The following is a 17,184-nucleotide window of genomic DNA, read 5'->3' as shown; positions in this document are numbered from 1 at the left end:
TCTAAATTGTTATGGCATATATATCAAAAATATTTGTTACTGTTGATGTTTTAATTGTAAAAACTTTTGAATTGGAACAACAAATTCTGTTGATAAAACGGAAAAATGATCCATTTAAAGATTGTTGGGCTCTACCTGGAGGTTTTGTTGATGAAAACGAGGATTTAGAACTAGCTGCTATTAGAGAATTAGTTGAGGAAACTCAAGTTAAAGTATATCATTTAGAACAAATTGGTGCATTTGGAAAACCATATAGAGATCCGCGAGGACATATGGTTTCAGTTGCATATTTTGGCCAAGTGGATACAAATACAATTGCAATGGCAGCCGATGATGCTAAAGAAATTGGCTGGTTTTCGGTAACAAATTTACCATCACTAGCCTTTGACCATTCAGCTATTATCGAAGCGGGATTACAAAAGTTTTTATAAAATTTCAGTATCAATTTTTGCAGGTGGTGTACTTACCATTTCAAATACTTCTAGACCAAAATATGGTACCGAAGCAATAACGTGATCAAAAATATCAGCCATAATATGCTCATAATTTAACCATTCTTTATCCTTTGAAAAACAGTAAATTTCTAACGGAATACCTTTGTCTGTAACTTGCAGATAACGCACCATTATTAGCATATCTTTATTAATACCTGGGTGACTAATAATGTATTGGTTAATATATTTTCTAAACAATCCTAAATTTGTAAGATTTCTACCGTTTACGATAGTACTTTTGTCTATGGCATTTGATAGATTATATTTATCAATATCAGACTGTCTATGCGTAATATAGGATGAAATGTGTTGTATTTTTTTATATTTTTCAATTTCTTCTGGTTGAATAAATTTTACCGAGTTGGATTTAATTAAAATATGTCTTTTTATTCTTCTTCCATCTGAATTAAGCATTCCTCTCCAATTTCTAAAACTATCAGAAATCAAGCTATAAGTAGGAATAGTTGTAGTAGTATTATCAAAATTTCGAACTTTAACTGTAGCTAAATTAATTTCAATAACATCACCATCAGCACCAAATTTATCCATAGTAATCCAATCACCAATACGTACCATATCATTTACCGAAACTGAAATACTGGCTACAAATCCAAGAATAGTATCTCTAAAAACCAAAATGATTAAGGCAGAAATAGAACCAAAAGTGGTTAAAAGTGTTGTTTTGCTAGTGTCAAATATGATTAAGATAAATGAAGTAATTCCAAAAATCCACAAAAAAAGCATAATTACCTGAATATAGCTATCGATGGGCTTATCGCTAAATCTTGGTTGTTGCTTTAAATAATCTTTTAGTGCATTAAAAATACTTCGCGTAATCCATAAGGAAAGTAAAATGATGTAAATTTTTACTCCCTTTTCAAAAAAATCTTCCCAATAAGTAAACTTACTCAAAATAACAGGAACCGTTTTGTAAATAAAGAGTAGGGGAACTAGGTGAGCAATATATTTAGCCGTTTTGTTTGCTACTAAAAAATCATCAAATGACGATTTTGTTTTGGCTGCTACTATAGCTAAGAAAATTATAAATACTTTTTTGAAAATATAATCTAAAATATAGGCAACAACAATTAGAACAATAATGTTCACAAACAAGTTTAAATATAATGCTAATTCGTCATTAAAATCTAAGCTTTTGAATAATGTATAGGCCCAATTAAATATTTTCACTAGTTATTTGTTAAGTATTTTTTTTCTACATAGAATGTTCCAAATGGTAATATTGAAGCGATTAAAATTACAAAAAATGTTTTAATATCCCATTTTTGTGACTCTTTCAATAAAAAAGCTAAACAAATATAACCAATGAATAAAACCCCATGAGCCATTCCTAAAGGAAATAATATTTGCTTATAAATGTCAATAAAATTAGGTTTAATTAATAACATGTTGGCAAATAATAAAATATAGGAAACTCCTTCTAAAATGGCCGTAATTTTAAATATTCGTAGCATATAATGTCAATTTTGAGGCAAAAATAGTTGTTTTTGGTATGATTATTCGTTAATAATTTTATAAAAAAAGCTACTTAAGAATAAGTAGCTTTTTAATATTATGTAAAATAGAAATGTCTAAAATGCTAAAAATGCTTTGTTGTATTCTTTTAAATCTAACACATTATTTTTCTTACTTAAGTCTGTAAATAAAGATAGGAAGTAATTAAAACTTTCTAAGTTGTTTTCTTCAGAAATATTTGCTTCAATTTCGGTTTCTTTACTATCTACAGGTTCGTCGTCTGGAATTCCAATTAAGAATGCATTATTAGCTTCTAAATGTTCGTATGCCAAGCGCAATGCTTTTGTAACAACTGGATTATTTAATTCTAAAGTAATTTCTCTTATTTTTTTTAAATCGGCAACGCTGTCTGCTACAGAAAATTTATTTTGTAATAGTTCTTTCTGTATTTTTTCGATTAATTTTAAGGCTTGTTTGTTTTCCATGACTATATTTAATAAGGTTTGCAAAACTAAACTTTATAATAGTATTACACAAACGTTTTTCTTAATTTTTGCATATTATTATTTTGATATATAATATACATTATGTAAAATAGAATATTTAAAAGAATGTTGATATATCAATAAAATTACTAAATTTGTTAAGTAATTAAACACTCTCACTCCATGCAGAATTCAATAGCCGAAAATATTGCCACCTTCCTCAAACAATATGAGCCATTTAATTATATTGAGTATACAGATTTAAAATCAATTGCAACAAATTGTAGTATTTTAACATTGCAAAAATCAAAATCACTTTTTAAAATTAATGATGAACTACATGAATCATTTTATATTGTTTATTCTGGTGTTGTACATTTGACTAAAGTGGTTGATGCTGAAGAAGTTTTGCATTCAAAATGTTATACTGGTAACTTGTTTGGATTGCGTCCATTTTTTGCCAAGAATAATTATGTTTTAAATGCAACAGCAAATGAAGATGCTGTTTTATATGCTATTCCAATTGCTATTTTTAAACCCTATTTGACAAAATATAGTTCGGTCTTAGATTATTTTCTTGAAAATTTTGCTACACAGGCCAAACCTAAAATGGAAAATTATCAACAATTTAAATCTATTTCGGAGATAGATACTGGTGCATCTGATACAAATTTATCTTATTTTCAAGATTTGCAATACACTACAAATCCTACATTAATTGAAATAAATACTTCTATAAAAAATGTAGCTTTAAAAATGATTGCAAACAAATCTAATCATGCTATAATAACTTATAATAATAAAATTGCAGGTTTAGTTACTGATGCAGATTTTACAAAAAAAATTGGAGCTGGTCTATTTCAAATTGAGAATGATGTCAATAAGATTATGAGTACTAATTTTATTGTAGTTGATAAGAGTATTTCAGTTGCTGAAGCACAATTATTGTTGCTAAAAAATGATGCAACACATTTATGCGTAACTGAAGATGGAACAGAGAATTCTACAATTTTAGGAATTATTTCTGAGCGTGATGTTATTAATTCGCAATCAAATAATCCGGGAATTTTAATTAAAGAAATTAAATCCGCACATACCTTTGATGAAATTAAATATATTCATACCAAATATTTAGACATCATTCAAAATTCATTTACTAAAAATATTCCTATTTTTCATATCAATGCTGTTGCAAGTGAAATTTTGTACTCAATTATTCATAAAAATATAGAGATGGCAATTGAGCATCTAGGCTCTCCTCCTGCTCGTTTTGTATGGTTAGCTATCGGAAGTCAAGGAAGAAAAGAGCAGCTTTTTTTGAGTGACCAAGATAGTATGTTAATATTTGAAGATGTTGCTCCAGAAAAGCATCGTGATGTAAAGTATTATTTTGTACAATTAGCTAAGTTGGTTATAGGAAATATGGAAAAACTTGGCTATAAATTATGTCCATATGATCACATGGCGAGCTCTATTAAATGGTGTAAATCTTTGACAGATTATATCAATTTGTTTCAAAATTGGATGGTTACACCTGGAGAAAATAGTACTGATTTTAGTACTATTCTATTTGATTTTGAGTTTGTTTATGGCGAAATAAAAATTAAAGACGCCCTTGAAACTGCAATTTATCAGAAAAGTAAAAACAATACTTTATTCTATGATTTTCTTGGTAATAAAGTTCTAAAACTTCCTGAAGGATTAACTTTTTTCAAGAAAATAGCTGTTGAAGAAAATGGAGATAAAAAAGATTTTTTTGATCTTAAACAAAAAGGTTTACAAGTATATATTGATGCTGCTCGATTATTTGCTTTAAGCCATAATTTAAAAGGAGTTAACAATACTTATTTACGTTATAAGCAGTTGGCAATAACAGACGCTAAAAATGCTGAGAAATATTTAGATTTTGCAGAGAATTATTTGCAATTACAACATTTTAGAGTTGAAGAAAGTATTGTAAATGATACTGATGGCGCATACATAAAAATAAATTCGCTAAATAAGGTTGATAAGGAAAAATTAAAAAAATGCTTATCACAAACCGATGATATAATCGAATTAATTAAAGATAAATACCAATTAACACAATTTTCATAGAAAATGCTACAGTGGCTAAATAATAAATACCCAGAATTCTGGAAAAAATACACTTCTAGTTTTAAAGAAAAATCAGATAGATATGTAGTTTTAAGCATTGAATCTACTGGACTTAATACCTCAAAAGATGCTATTTTAGCTTTTTCTGCGGTTAGTATTTTAAATGATAAAATTACAATTAAAGATGCTTTAGAAATATATGTTTCTCATACAAAATCTGAAGTAGAAATCAATCAAAATGAGTTTTTATTAGTTAGTAAAGTAGCCAAAAAGACTGAAAGTGAGGCAATTGAACTATTAATAAATTTTATCGGAAATGCTACAATTATTGGACATAGAGTATATCAAGATATCGAATTATTAAATACTAGTTTAGCAAAATTAGACTGTGGAAAGCTTAAGAATGAAGCCCTTGATATTGAAATTATGTTCAATAAAGTAAAAGATACAATTGATAAAAAATACGCATTGGAAGAAATGTGTACTTATTTTTCTGTTCCTGTTAATGATAGAATTTCGGTTGCTGATGATACATTTTCAATTGCCATTCTTTTTTTAAAATTAAAAACGATTCTAAAGATAAAATAGCAGAGGCAATATAGTAAAGATTTGTAATTTTATATAAACTTTTATTCAATTGTTATTACCTCTATTAACATTTTGTCAAGAAAAAAATATGCAAAACGATTGGGCTAATCTTAATAAATATGCTTTAGAAAATGAAAAACTTATTCAACAACCTAATATAGGTAATAGAATAATTTTCATAGGAGATTCAATTACAGAATTTTGGAAAATGAATGATAGCATATTTTTTTCTCAAAATAAGTATATAAATAGAGGAATTAGTGGACAAACAACTTCTCAAATGGTTAAGCGATTTGAAAATGATGTGTTAAAATTGCAACCCAAAAAAGTTGTTATTTTAGCGGGAATTAATGATATTGCTGAGAATAACGGACCAATCTCATTAGAAGAAATTTTTCAAAATATTGTTTCAATGATTGATATGACAAATGAAAATAAAGCAGAAGTTATTTTATGTTCTGTGCTTCCTGCTAATAGATTTTATTGGAATACAAAAATACTACCAGGTGAAAAAGTTGTAGCATTGAATAAAATGATTCAAAATTATGCAAATTCTAATAAGATAAAATTTGTTGATTATTATTCTGAAATGGTTGATAATTCTAATGGTTTACAAAAGCATTATGGTGAAGATGGTGTACATCCAAATTTAAAAGGATATTTAAAAATGAAATCAATACTTGAACCATATATAAAATGATAAATCGGTTGCTAAATATTGGTTTATTAATTGCTTTTCAATTTTGTTATTTAGAATGGCCGAATAATTCTGTGTTTATATTTCAAGCTGAATATGAAATATTTACAAAAACTGAAAGTTTGTTAAGTAACTTAACGCATCCAATTATTTTGCTTGGATTAATTACTCAAATTATACTTTTATTAGGTGCTATTTTAAATAATTTTAGCAAAAAAATAAATAATATAGCTGTTCTATTACTATCAATACTAGTTTTATTTTTCTTTTTTGTTGGAATTCTTGGTTGGAATTATAAAATAATTGCTTCCACTACTCCATTCTTGATTTTTGCAGGAATTTATTTAGTGTCACTTTTTAAGCGAAATCAATAATTTTTTATTCTTTTTTCTTTTCGTCAATATCTGGAGTTGCACTAATTTGAGATAGAAAACTTATTGTCCCAGTAGTTTTAAATTTTTTATTCGCAAAAAATATTCCAATTATAAAACCAATGACTATTACACCTATAGCCACTACTAAGCCAATATTTGTTTGAAAATTATAATAGATTATAGCTCCAATTAAGCAACCTAATAATGTAGGAGATAACATTATTTGAATCCAACCGATTATTTCTAAGATAAAATGAAAAATTCTTTGCATACTCAAATTTAGACAAAAATTAGATAAAAAAAAACTGCTCCATTTCTGAAGCAGTTCTTAACCAATAAAACTAAAAAACTAGAGTTTGCCTTCTTTGATTTCGTCCACTATTTCAGGATTTAATAAAGTTGAGATGTCTCCAAAGTTAGAGAAGTCTCCCTCAGCAATCTTTCTTAATATTCTACGCATGATTTTACCAGAACGTGTTTTTGGTAAACCACTAACAAATTGAATTTTATCTAATTTAGCAATAGGACCTATTTGATCAGAAATTAATTGATTAATCTCTTTTGCTAAGTTATTTCTATCACGACTTTCACCTGTTTCTTTCAAGATAATAAAGCCGTATAATGCGTTTCCTTTGATATCATGAGGGAAACCTACAATTGCACTTTCTGCAACTGCTGGGTGTTCGTTGATGGCATCTTCTATAGGAGCTGTTCCTAAATTGTGTCCAGAAACAATAATAACATCATCTACTCTACCTGTAATTCTGTAGTATCCAACTTCATCACGTAAAGCACCGTCTCCTGTGAAATATTTTCCAGGGAAAGCAGTGAAATAAGTTTCTTTATAACGTTGATGATCTCCCCAAATAGTTCTTGCCATCGACGGCCAAGGAAATTTAATACATAAAGCACCAGTTACTTGATTTCCTTCAATTTCATTACGTAATTCATCCATTAAAACTGGTTGAATACCAGGTAATGGTAGTGAAGCATATGTTGGTTTTGTAGGTGTAACAAACGGAATTGGTGAAATCATTATTCCTCCTGTTTCTGTTTGCCACCATGTATCTACTAATGGACAACGCTTGCCTCCTACGTGGTCATTGTACCAGTGCCAAGCTTCTTCATTAATTGGTTCTCCTACCGAACCAATAACTTTTAGAGTACTCAATGGGAATTTTTGCACATAATCTAAACTTTCTTTAGCTAAAGCTCGAATAGCAGTTGGTGCAGTGTAGAATTGAGTCACTTTATGTTTTTCTATTACTTCCCAAAAACGGCTAAAATCTGGATATGATGGAACACCTTCAAAAATTACGGTTGTTGCTCCATTTAAAAGAGGTCCATATAAAATATAGGAATGTCCAGTAATCCAACCGATATCTGCTGTACACCAATATATATCATTTTCTTCGTAATTGAAAACGTTTTTAAATGTATATGCTGTGTAAACCATATAACCTGCTGTAGTATGCACCATTCCTTTAGGTTTACCTGTAGAACCTGAAGTATATAAAATAAACAAAGGATCTTCCGCATCCATAATTTCGGCTACATTGTTTCCAACTGCTGCGTCCATTAAAGGCTGTAACCAAATATCTCTACCTTCTTTCATATTTACTTCTGTATTAGTTCTTTTAACCACTAGTACAGTTTCAACACAAGGTGATTTTTCTAATGCTTCGTCTACAATTCCTTTTAAATCAATGGCTTTGTTTCCACGGTAGCTACCATCAGATGTAATTACCATTTTACATTCACTGTCATTGATACGAGCTGCAACGGCAGAAGATGAAAAACCAGCAAACACTACTGAGTGTATTGCACCAATTCTGGCACAAGCTAAAATAGCAACTGCTAATTCTGGAATCATAGGTAAATAAATACAAACTCTATCTCCTTTTTTTATTCCTTGATCACGCAAAACATTTGCCATTTTTGAAACTCTAATGTACAAATCGTTATAAGTAATGTGTTGTGCTGCTTCACTCGGATCATTTGGTTCAAAAATAATAGCTGTTTTATCTCCTCTTTTTGCTAAATGTCTGTCAATACAGTTTTTGGTAATATTAACTTTTGCATTTAAAAACCATTTAAAATTGGCTTCTTGCATGTCTACTTCAAATACTTTATCCCATTTTTGGTACCAAGTAAAATTTTCATCCGCTACACGATCCCAGAATTTTCTAGGTTCACGCACAGATTTTTTATACATTTTAAAGTAGTTTTCTAAATCGTGTATTTTGTAATAACTCATTGTTAGTTTTTTGTTATCAGTTTGTTAATGTAAATATAACTATTAAATAGAATCTAAAAAGAATTTTCTTGCTAAATAGATATAGTTAAGAGATTGAAAATATGTTAGAAAATTTTGTAACAAATTTATTTGAAACAACCAATTTTATCATGTTGCAATGCAGCTCTTATTTCATCGATAATTGCCTCATCGTCAATTGTAGAAGGTATTTGAAAACTTTCTCCATCTGCAATACTACGCATCATTTTTCGCAAAATTTTACCAGAACGAGTCTTAGGCAAACGTTGTACTAAAACTACATCTCTTAAAGCAGCAACTGCTCCAATTTGTTCTCTAACTAATTGTACTACTTCATGTTGTAATTGAAAATGCTCAATATCTTCGCCTGATTTTGCTACAACCAAAGCTAATGGAATTTGTCCTTTCAATTCATCATTGATACCAATAACAGCACATTCTGCTACGGAATGATGTGAAGCGACAATCTCTTCCATTTCTGCTGTTGAAAGGCGGTGTCCAGCAACATTAATTACATCATCTACTCTACCAGTAATATAAATATAATCCTCAGTATCTTTAAATCCTCCATCACCCGAAAAATAATAACCTGGAAATTTATTCAAATAACCAGCTTTAAAACGGTCGTTATCTTTCCATAAGTCTAATAAAGTCCCAGGAGGCAAAGGTAATTTGATTACTACATAACCTTCTTCATTAGGGCCTAATTCTTGTCCGTTTTCGCCAAAGATTCTGATATCATACCCTGTAACAGCTTTACCTGCAGAACCAGGCTTTATAGGTAAATATTCCACCCCCATCATGTTAGAAATCATAGGCCAACCTGATTCTGTTTGCCACCAATGATCAATAGCTGGAATAGGAATATGTTCACGGTACCATTCTAATGTAGCTACGTCACATCGTTCTCCTGCTAAAAATTGAATGCGCAATGAGGATAAATCATACTGCTTAATAAAATCTCCATTTGGATCCTCTTTTTTGATAGCACGAATGGCTGTTGGTGCTGTAAACATAACATTTACTTTATGTTCATTAATCACACGCCAAAAAGTACTTGCATCTGGTGTACGAATTGGTTTTCCTTCGAATAAAACGGTAGTATTTCGGTTAATTAACGGACCGTAAACTATGTAACTATGCCCAACAACCCAACCCACATCTGAAGCTGCCCAAAATACCTCACCTTCTTTAGTGTCGTAAATATGTTGCATTGAAAATTTAAGTGCAGTTGTATAACCTCCTGTATCTCTGACAATTCCTTTTGGCTTACCTGTTGTTCCAGAAGTATATAAAATGTATAAAGGGTGTGTTGAATTTACAGGAATACAATTAGCTTCATCAGAACCATAAACAAGAGCATCATAATCAACATCATATTTTTTAAATGGAACCCTTGCGCCTAATTTTCGATTGAAAACAACAACTTTTTCGGGTTTGTGATTGGCTAATTCAATAGCTTCATCAACTAAAGGTTTATAAGCTATTAATCTATCTATTTCAATTCCTGATGAAGCTGTAATGATAGCTTTTGGTTCACAATCATCAATTCGTATGGCTAATTCATGAGGAGCAAAACCTCCAAATACAACGGAATGAGTGACTCCTATTCTAGCACAAGCCAGCATAGCAAATGCGGCTTGAGGAATCATAGGCATATAGATTACTGCTGTGTCTCCTTTTTCTAAACCTAAAGAAAGTAAACCTCCCGCTAATTTAGCAACTTCAGCTTTGACTTCACTAAATGTATATTTTTTTACAGTTTGAGTAACTGGTGAATCATAAATGATTGCTACTTGATCACCAAAACCATCTTGAATATGTTTGTCTAAAGCTAAGTAACAAGCATTTAGTTCTCCGTCTGCAAACCACAAAGGATAATCGTTTTTATCTTTTGACAAGATAGTTGAAGGCTGGCTATACCACTCTAATTTTTTGGCTTGATCTGCCCAGAATTCTTCAGAAGAATTTATACTTTTATTATAAATATCGCAATAATTCATTTGTATTATTCAATTTATGTGATTTATTTTATAGAGTAAATGTAGAAAATAAAATAATGCTAAATGAATTAATTTTGCTAAATAGGTATAGTTAAAAAAAGGAACTTAAATACAGTTCCTTTTTTAAATTATTTATGTCATTTTACTATGAAAGTAATTCTTCTACTTGTTCTACAACTTTTTTTATTGAAAATGGTTTAGTCAAATAAACATCGGCTCCTAATGACATTCCTTTTTCAATATCACTTTCTTTATTTTTGGCAGATAAAAACATGACTTTGGTATGTTGTAAATTAATATCTTTTCTAATTTGCTCAAGTGTAGCATAACCATCAACCATCGGCATCATAACATCTAAAATAATAACATCAGGGTAGTTTGTTTTCAAAATATCTAATGCCTCTTGCCCATCGCGAGCTATAAACACTTCATAATTATTCTTCTTAAATGTATATTCAAGCGACATTACTATGTTTGGTTCATCGTCTACAATTAAAATCTTTTTCATAATTAATTATTTTCTGTATTCTTGTTTTTAGGCAGGGTAAAAACTATACAAGCTCCTTTTAGACTTTGTTCTACCCAAATTTTACCTTTATGGTGTTCAATAATTTGTTTGCAAATGGCTAATCCTAATCCACTTCCAACAGGTTTTTTAATGTTTTGATTAGTTGATTGATAAAATTTGTCAAATATAGCTTCAAAATCATTTGAATTTATACCTTTTCCGTTATCGATAACACTTGTTTGTATAAAAGTTTCTTTATCAGTTATTTGGATTGTAATTAAACCATCATTCTCAGGGCAAAATTTAATTGCATTTGAAACTAAATTTGTAATTACTTGAAAAATTCTATCTTCATCATAATAGGCATTTACCTTACTCTTACTTTCTATATAGATGCTTATGTTTTTATTTTTAATCAATTGCTGTAAGGGTTCAATTGATTTTTCTATGGTTTCAACTAAATTATTTTTTGTGGGATGTATGGTTTGCTTCCCCGTTTCAAATTTTTCTAAGTCTAATATTTTATCAATCAAACGATTTAAACGATCTGATTCTGAAATAATATTTTGCAAAAACTGTTTTTTTAACTCGTCTGGAATTTCGTCATCATCATGCAAAATCTCACTAGCGGCACGAATGGCTGTGATTGGCATTCTAAGTTCGTGGGTTACGGTATCCAAAAATTCATCTTTTTGCTTGTCTTTGGCCATCAACGAAATATTTGCATTTTGTAATTTTGCAGTAATTTCTTTCAATTCGTTTGATGTTTCAGTCAATTTTTTATTGATAATGATATTTTCTTTAGATTCTTCTAATATTTTTAAAACCTCAGGTAATGTGATTTTTTCTTCTTTTACAACGCTTGAAATTAGTATTCGAGCTGAAGCAGTTCCAATGTGTCCTGTAAGAAGATTTTCAGAAAATTTAATCAATCGAGCATCGGCTAATTCCTGATTGATATCGACATTATATTTTACATTAAATATATTCATGGCTCGTTTTGTGCGCTCAATGCCTAAAAAACGAATCAATACTTTTTCAATATCATTTCGATAAGCGGTTCCTTTCCAAATGAAAGCATTTTCGTGATTTGTAATGTATTTATTAATATCAACAAACATTTCGGCATAATTACGTTCGCGATAATTTCCTTTAAAGCTTACAGAAACAGCAAAATAAGTTATACAATTAAATAACATACTCCAAAATAAAGCATGTGGAACTGGTTGCAAATAGTCTAATCCAAATAGTTGAAATGGTTTTAATAATTCATACCCCATGAAACCATCAGAAATAAAAGTACTTTCGCTATTAGTAATTCCTATTGCATAAGGAACTAATAATGTATATATGCAGACAATAAAACCAACAATGATGCTATAAATCGCCCCTAATCTTGAACCTCTTCTCCAAAATAGCGCTCCAAAAAAGGCTGGTGCAAGTTGTGAAATGATAACAAAAGCAACCATTCCGATTGAAACCAAATTATAATCTAATCCAAAAAATCTATAAATAAAATAGGAAAGTATGATTAATGAAAAAATACCAATTTTTCTACTATTTAAGATAGATTTACTACTAATTGATTCATCACTTTTCAATTTTCCTAATAAGTTATAAGGAATCAAAATGTTATTTGTTACCATAGTGGATAAACCAATTGATGAAACAACAATCATAGATATAGCTGCAGAGAATCCGCCAAGAAATACTAAAACGGTTAAAGTTTTATTATTGAATAATTGAGGAATCAATAACGAATATGCATCAGAATTTACTTCTTGTCCTTCAAATAAAATATTTCCACCCCAAGCAATTGGATAGACGAAAATATTAAACAGTAAAAGGTATAGAGGAAATAACCAAACTGCTGTATTAATATGATTTTCACGGTTATTTTCAATTACCCCTACTTGAAATTGTCTAGGTAATAAAAATATAGCAAACATAGATAATATACAAAGTAAAAACCAGTTGATTGCTTGTGGCAAACCACCTATTGAATTTTTTTCTTTAAAATGTTCTAAAAGAGATGCTTTTTGATAAATATCATCAAATCCATCAAAAACAAAGAAAGTTACATAAACGCCAATGATAACAAAAAATACTAATTTCAAAACACTTTCCAAAGCAACAGCAGTTACAATTCCTTTTCTTTTTTCTGAAGCATCTACATAACGTGTTCCATAATATGAAGCAAATAAAGCTAATGCAATTGCAACATAAGTTGTGGTGTCATCAAAAATAAAAGAGCGAATTTCGGTTCTAGTGACCACATGGAAAGTCTCAGCAATAGCTTTTAATTGTAAGGCTATGTATGGAATAATTCCTGTAAGACAAATGATTGTTACTAAAGCGCCGAGAAATCTGCTGTTTCCATAACGTAAAGAAATAAAATCTGCAATACTTGAGATCTTATTTACCCTAGATATTCTAATAATTTTCTTTAAAATTAAAATCCAAGACGGGGCAATAATAATAGGTCCTAAATAAATCGGTAAATAACTTAAGCCACTATCTGCAGCAACTCCAATACTTCCATAATATGTCCAAGCAGTGCAATATACGGCTAACGAAAAAGTATAGATATATGGATTATTTGTCCACTTACTGTTCCCTTTTTTTTCAGCCCAATAGGCAATATAAAAAAGAACAGCCAAATAGCCAGATAATATAACCAAAAGCGAAATACTATTCATTATATCGTTTTACAATTAATAAAGAAACCAAGATTGAAAATAACCAAATTGAAAAAAAGTAAATATATATAACTGGAAAACCTAACATATTTTGGCTTGAATCAAATAATAATACAATAGGAAGATTTAATCCTATGAGTAAAATCATGGATACGATGACCAGTTTTTGTTGATGTCTTTTTTTCATATTTATTGCAACAAAATTGTTGAGTTTATTTTGATGATTATTTCACTAATTTACACAAAGTTTTTAATCTCATATACTAAATTCATAAACTTTTAAAACCTCTATGTAATAAAAACCCAAAAGCCCTTATAGAAATAAGAGCTTTTAGGTTAATTAAATAATATTCTTAATCTTCCTCGTATTCATCAGTGATTGCATACCATCCGAATATTGTTAATCCGGTTACAACCATTGGTAAAAGTATGAAGAAAATAATGATTCCAAAAACTAAATCATCTTGTTTTCCAGAAGTTAATTTACCTCCAAAAATTCCAATCGAAAAATAAGCTATTGCGATTGCTAATGCTATCCAAACGATTCCTAAATATTTTTTTACTGCGTTCATATCTTATTTTTTTTAGTCGTGAAGTGTATTAATTTTTCTATCAATGTATATCATACCAATAATGAAACATACAGCTGCAATTCCGATAGGATACCAAAGTCCTTCTAAATAAAACTCTACATCACCAGCATCTTTGGCTGTTGTAACAAAGTATGTTGAAATAGCAGGTAACAATCCACCAAATATACCATTTCCTACGTGATATGGCAACGACATGGATGTATATCTAATTTTAACAGGGAACATTTCTACAAGGAAAGCTGCAATTGGTCCGTAAACCATTGTTACAAAAATTACCTGAATGAAGACCATTAATACCAAGAACCATTTGTCGCTATTATTAATTTTTTTAGTAACCTTAGTTTCAATTTTGTCTTTTCCTTTATCATCAAGCATTACTTTTCCAGCTTCAAAATGGATTGTTTTGATTTCTTCTACAGTAGTTCCATCAGTATATGCTTTTGTTGTAGTGTAGATTGAATCCATTTTAGTTGCATCAATTTCTTTGATTGAAGGAACTACTTTTGTTTGATCTACAACTTCTGTTTTTAAAGATAAATCTGTAGAAGCATACATCATACGATAAATTGGACGGTAGCATAAGATCGCTAATAACATACCTCCCATCATAATAACTTTTCTTCCCACTTTATCACTCAACCAACCAAATACTACAAAGAAAGGAGTTCCTAATAATAAAGCAATCCCTAATAATGTGTCTACTTGTGAAGAATCTATACTTTGTACTGTTTTCAAGAAGTTCATCGCATAGAATTGACCAGTATACCATACAACTCCTTGCCCCATTGTTGCTCCAAATAAAGCTAAAAGAACAAATTTTAAGTTGTATTTGTGACCAAAACTTTCTTTTAATGGATTAGTAGAAGTTTTTCCTTCAGATTTAGCTTTAGCAAATACTGGAGATTCGTGCATATTTTTACGAATCATGTAAGAAATAAATACCATTAAAATTGAAACCCAAAATGGTACTCTCCATCCCCAATCTTCAAATGCTTCTTTAGACATTAATCCTTTAGTAATTAAAATTACCATTAATGAGATAAATAAACCTACAGTTGCAGTAGTTTGGATCCAAGAAGTCCAATATCCTTTTTCGTTTTTTGGAGCGTGTTCTGCAACATAAGTAGCAGCACCACCATATTCTCCTCCAAGTGCTAAACCTTGTAATAAACGTAAAATTAATACTAAGATTGGAGCAGCATAACCAATTGTCTCATAACTAGGAATACACCCGATTACAAATGTAGCACCACCCATTAACATTAAAGTTACCATGAATGTATATTTTCTACCTATTAAATCTCCTAATCTACCAAAAAATAAAGCTCCAAACGGACGAACTACGAAACCAGCTGCAAATGTTGCTAATGTAGATAAGAATGCTGCTGTAGGATTATCTGACGGGAAAAATTTAGTTGATAATACTACTGCTAAACTTCCGAAGATATAGAAGTCATACCACTCAATCATTGTTCCCATTGAAGAAGCTGAAATAACCTTCCAGATTCCCGTTGTTTTTTTATCACTCATATTTATAATTATTTTAGTTTAATATTAAATTAGAAAGCATATACACAAGAAATCATTGCTCTAAAGTTTCCAACATCTTTAGTGTTTCCACCTATTGAAGCATCAGATTTTAAGTCACCCCAAGTTGCTGCAGTGTACTCTAATTCAGGTGTAATTCTAAATTTGTTTTGTTTGAAATCTACTCTTGCAGAAGCTCTCCAAACATTATCAACACCTCTTGTTCCAGAAACGCCTCTCATATATAATGCAGTCGCACCATCTTTACCTGTACCATCATTTTTAGTATATCCAAAAAAGAAACCAGGAGCAACTTTTGCACCATTACTAGCAACGTCCAACCAGAATGAAGTTGTTTTAGTAGCTTCATATTTTTCAACTTCACCAGGAACTGTATATCCAGCAAAACCACCAAGCATCACTAAATTATACATGTTTTCACCCGTAATTCCGTATGCTTTTATATGAAATTTATCGTTATTGTATTTGAAATATCCAACGAATGAAGTGCTATTTACTTTTTCATCAGACACTAATCCATTAGAAACAGTTAGTGGTTGTAATGATTTGAATTCAGCACCTAAACCTGCAATCCAATTTTTATTTTTGAATTGAAATTGACCGTGAAAGGTTGGAATTGAAGAATTAATTGATGCAGAGTTTTGAGATCCTCCTGTTGCTGTTGCTGTTGTAAACTCTCTTTCCTTGTATGCTGTTAAAGCAAATGAGATACTTTTTGATAAATTATGTTTTACTCTAACTTGAGAAGCCCAACCAAATGGATTAAACATAATTCCTGTGCTAAAATTTGCTACACCTGGAAAAACCTCTGGAATAAACGTTGGGTACCAAGTTTGTCCCATTGTAACTGTTGTTTTTGACCATTCTAAACTTGCAAAAGCATGTCTTAATCTAAATTGACCAACAGTTCCTTCAGTATTACCAAAGAAGTCACCTTCTAATGTTCCTGAAGTTTTTGCTCCCCAGACATTTGGTCCTTTAGCTTTAACTCCAAGTCTGGAAACAACAGATAAAAAGTTTGATGCACCTGCATCATTAATGTCGTCTCCATTTGCATCTAAAGATTCATCTAATGGATACAAGTTCAAATTGTATTCTCTAACTTGTACTGATTTTCTAGTATCCCAAATATAATCGGTTCTAACAAAACCATAAAGACTTACGTCCCACTCTTTTTCTGCAGGGGCAGCTGTTGGCGCAGTTTGTGAATATCCAGAGAAGGATAAAGCAGCAAACGATGCAATTAATACTCTTTTCATAAATTTAAAATTTGGTTAGTAATTCTATTTTTGTTTGACCAAATTCTAAAATTTTGTTAATGAAAAAAATTATAATATATATTAATGTAAA

General features: G+C 30.1%; 16 protein-coding genes. 5 read left to right on the top strand and 11 right to left on the bottom strand.

Annotated features, from left to right (window positions below; translation table 11 throughout):
- Positions 1 to 11: 11 nt before the first annotated feature.
- A complete protein-coding gene (locus VK164_RS05440; protein WP_324208389.1) occupies positions 12 to 431 on the top strand; it encodes an NUDIX hydrolase in 420 nt (139 codons plus the stop codon).
- Here the strand turns inward: VK164_RS05440 and VK164_RS05435 are convergent.
- From VK164_RS05435 to VK164_RS05425, 3 genes are all read right to left on the bottom strand, one after another.
- Positions 426 to 1,682, bottom strand: a complete 1,257-nt coding sequence (locus VK164_RS05435) for a mechanosensitive ion channel family protein (protein WP_324208388.1) — start codon at positions 1,680 to 1,682, stop codon at positions 426 to 428. The two genes, VK164_RS05440 and VK164_RS05435, sit on opposite strands and share 6 nt — an antisense overlap.
- Positions 1,682 to 1,966, bottom strand: coding sequence for a DUF3817 domain-containing protein (locus tag VK164_RS05430; RefSeq protein ID WP_324208387.1), 285 nt, complete (start codon positions 1,964 to 1,966; stop codon positions 1,682 to 1,684). Before VK164_RS05430 ends, VK164_RS05435 begins: the two co-directional genes overlap by 1 nt.
- A gap of 117 nt (positions 1,967 to 2,083) precedes the next feature.
- Positions 2,084 to 2,452 (bottom strand): hypothetical protein, encoded by a 369-nt coding sequence (locus tag VK164_RS05425; RefSeq protein ID WP_324208386.1) that lies wholly within the window; start codon positions 2,450 to 2,452, stop codon positions 2,084 to 2,086.
- Between the two features lie 183 nt (positions 2,453 to 2,635).
- On the opposite strand from VK164_RS05425, the gene VK164_RS05420 reads away from it, so the two are divergent.
- The 4 genes from VK164_RS05420 to VK164_RS05405 all read left to right on the top strand — a co-directional run bounded on the left by VK164_RS05420 (position 2,636) and on the right by VK164_RS05405 (position 6,208).
- Complete coding sequence (locus VK164_RS05420; RefSeq protein ID WP_324208385.1) at positions 2,636 to 4,549, top strand: DUF294 nucleotidyltransferase-like domain-containing protein; 1,914 nt, start codon at positions 2,636 to 2,638, stop codon at positions 4,547 to 4,549.
- A 3-nt stretch (positions 4,550 to 4,552) separates the two neighbouring features.
- Positions 4,553 to 5,137, top strand: coding sequence for an exonuclease domain-containing protein (locus tag VK164_RS05415; protein ID WP_324208384.1), 585 nt, complete (start codon positions 4,553 to 4,555; stop codon positions 5,135 to 5,137).
- An 88-nt stretch (positions 5,138 to 5,225) separates the two neighbouring features.
- Entirely contained in the window at positions 5,226 to 5,837 is a 612-nt protein-coding gene (locus VK164_RS05410; protein WP_324208383.1) for a GDSL-type esterase/lipase family protein, read from the top strand.
- A complete protein-coding gene (locus tag VK164_RS05405) occupies positions 5,834 to 6,208 on the top strand; it encodes a hypothetical protein (protein WP_324208382.1) in 375 nt (124 codons plus the stop codon). The genes VK164_RS05410 and VK164_RS05405 overlap by 4 nt, the downstream gene beginning before the upstream one ends.
- Positions 6,209 to 6,212: 4 nt before the next feature.
- Here VK164_RS05405 and VK164_RS05400 read toward each other — a convergent pair whose 3' ends face one another.
- The 8 genes from VK164_RS05400 to VK164_RS05365 form a co-directional block, all read right to left on the bottom strand.
- The gene (locus tag VK164_RS05400) at positions 6,213 to 6,479 is read right to left on the bottom strand and encodes a hypothetical protein (RefSeq protein WP_324208381.1); all 267 of its coding nucleotides are present in this window, start codon (positions 6,477 to 6,479) and stop codon (positions 6,213 to 6,215) included.
- 78 nt (positions 6,480 to 6,557) lie between these two features.
- Positions 6,558 to 8,465, bottom strand: coding sequence for an acetate--CoA ligase (acs, locus tag VK164_RS05395; RefSeq protein WP_324208380.1), 1,908 nt, complete (start codon positions 8,463 to 8,465; stop codon positions 6,558 to 6,560).
- Positions 8,466 to 8,590: 125 nt separating this feature from the next.
- Positions 8,591 to 10,486 (bottom strand): acetate--CoA ligase, encoded by a 1,896-nt coding sequence (locus VK164_RS05390; RefSeq protein ID WP_324208379.1) that lies wholly within the window; start codon positions 10,484 to 10,486, stop codon positions 8,591 to 8,593.
- A gap of 145 nt (positions 10,487 to 10,631) precedes the next feature.
- Entirely contained in the window at positions 10,632 to 10,994 is a 363-nt protein-coding gene (locus tag VK164_RS05385) for a response regulator (protein WP_324208378.1), read from the bottom strand.
- A gap of 2 nt (positions 10,995 to 10,996) precedes the next feature.
- Positions 10,997 to 13,693: an ATP-binding protein gene (locus VK164_RS05380; RefSeq protein WP_324208377.1), complete on the bottom strand. Its 2,697-nt coding sequence runs from the start codon at positions 13,691 to 13,693 to the stop codon at positions 10,997 to 10,999.
- 353 nt (positions 13,694 to 14,046) lie between these two features.
- Positions 14,047 to 14,265: a DUF6814 family protein gene (locus VK164_RS05375; protein ID WP_324208376.1), complete on the bottom strand. Its 219-nt coding sequence runs from the start codon at positions 14,263 to 14,265 to the stop codon at positions 14,047 to 14,049.
- 12 nt (positions 14,266 to 14,277) lie between these two features.
- A complete protein-coding gene (locus tag VK164_RS05370; protein ID WP_324208375.1) occupies positions 14,278 to 15,816 on the bottom strand; it encodes an MFS transporter in 1,539 nt (512 codons plus the stop codon).
- A gap of 29 nt (positions 15,817 to 15,845) precedes the next feature.
- Positions 15,846 to 17,093, bottom strand: a complete 1,248-nt coding sequence (locus VK164_RS05365) for a hypothetical protein (RefSeq protein WP_324208374.1) — start codon at positions 17,091 to 17,093, stop codon at positions 15,846 to 15,848.
- Positions 17,094 to 17,184: the final 91 nt, after the last annotated feature.

The organism is Flavobacterium sp., from assembly GCF_035299005.1.
In the GTDB taxonomy this organism is placed as follows: Bacteria; Bacteroidota; Bacteroidia; order Flavobacteriales; family Flavobacteriaceae; genus Flavobacterium.
The sequence above is the reverse complement of the archived record's forward strand: the minus strand, read 5'-3'. Positions and strand labels throughout refer to the sequence as shown.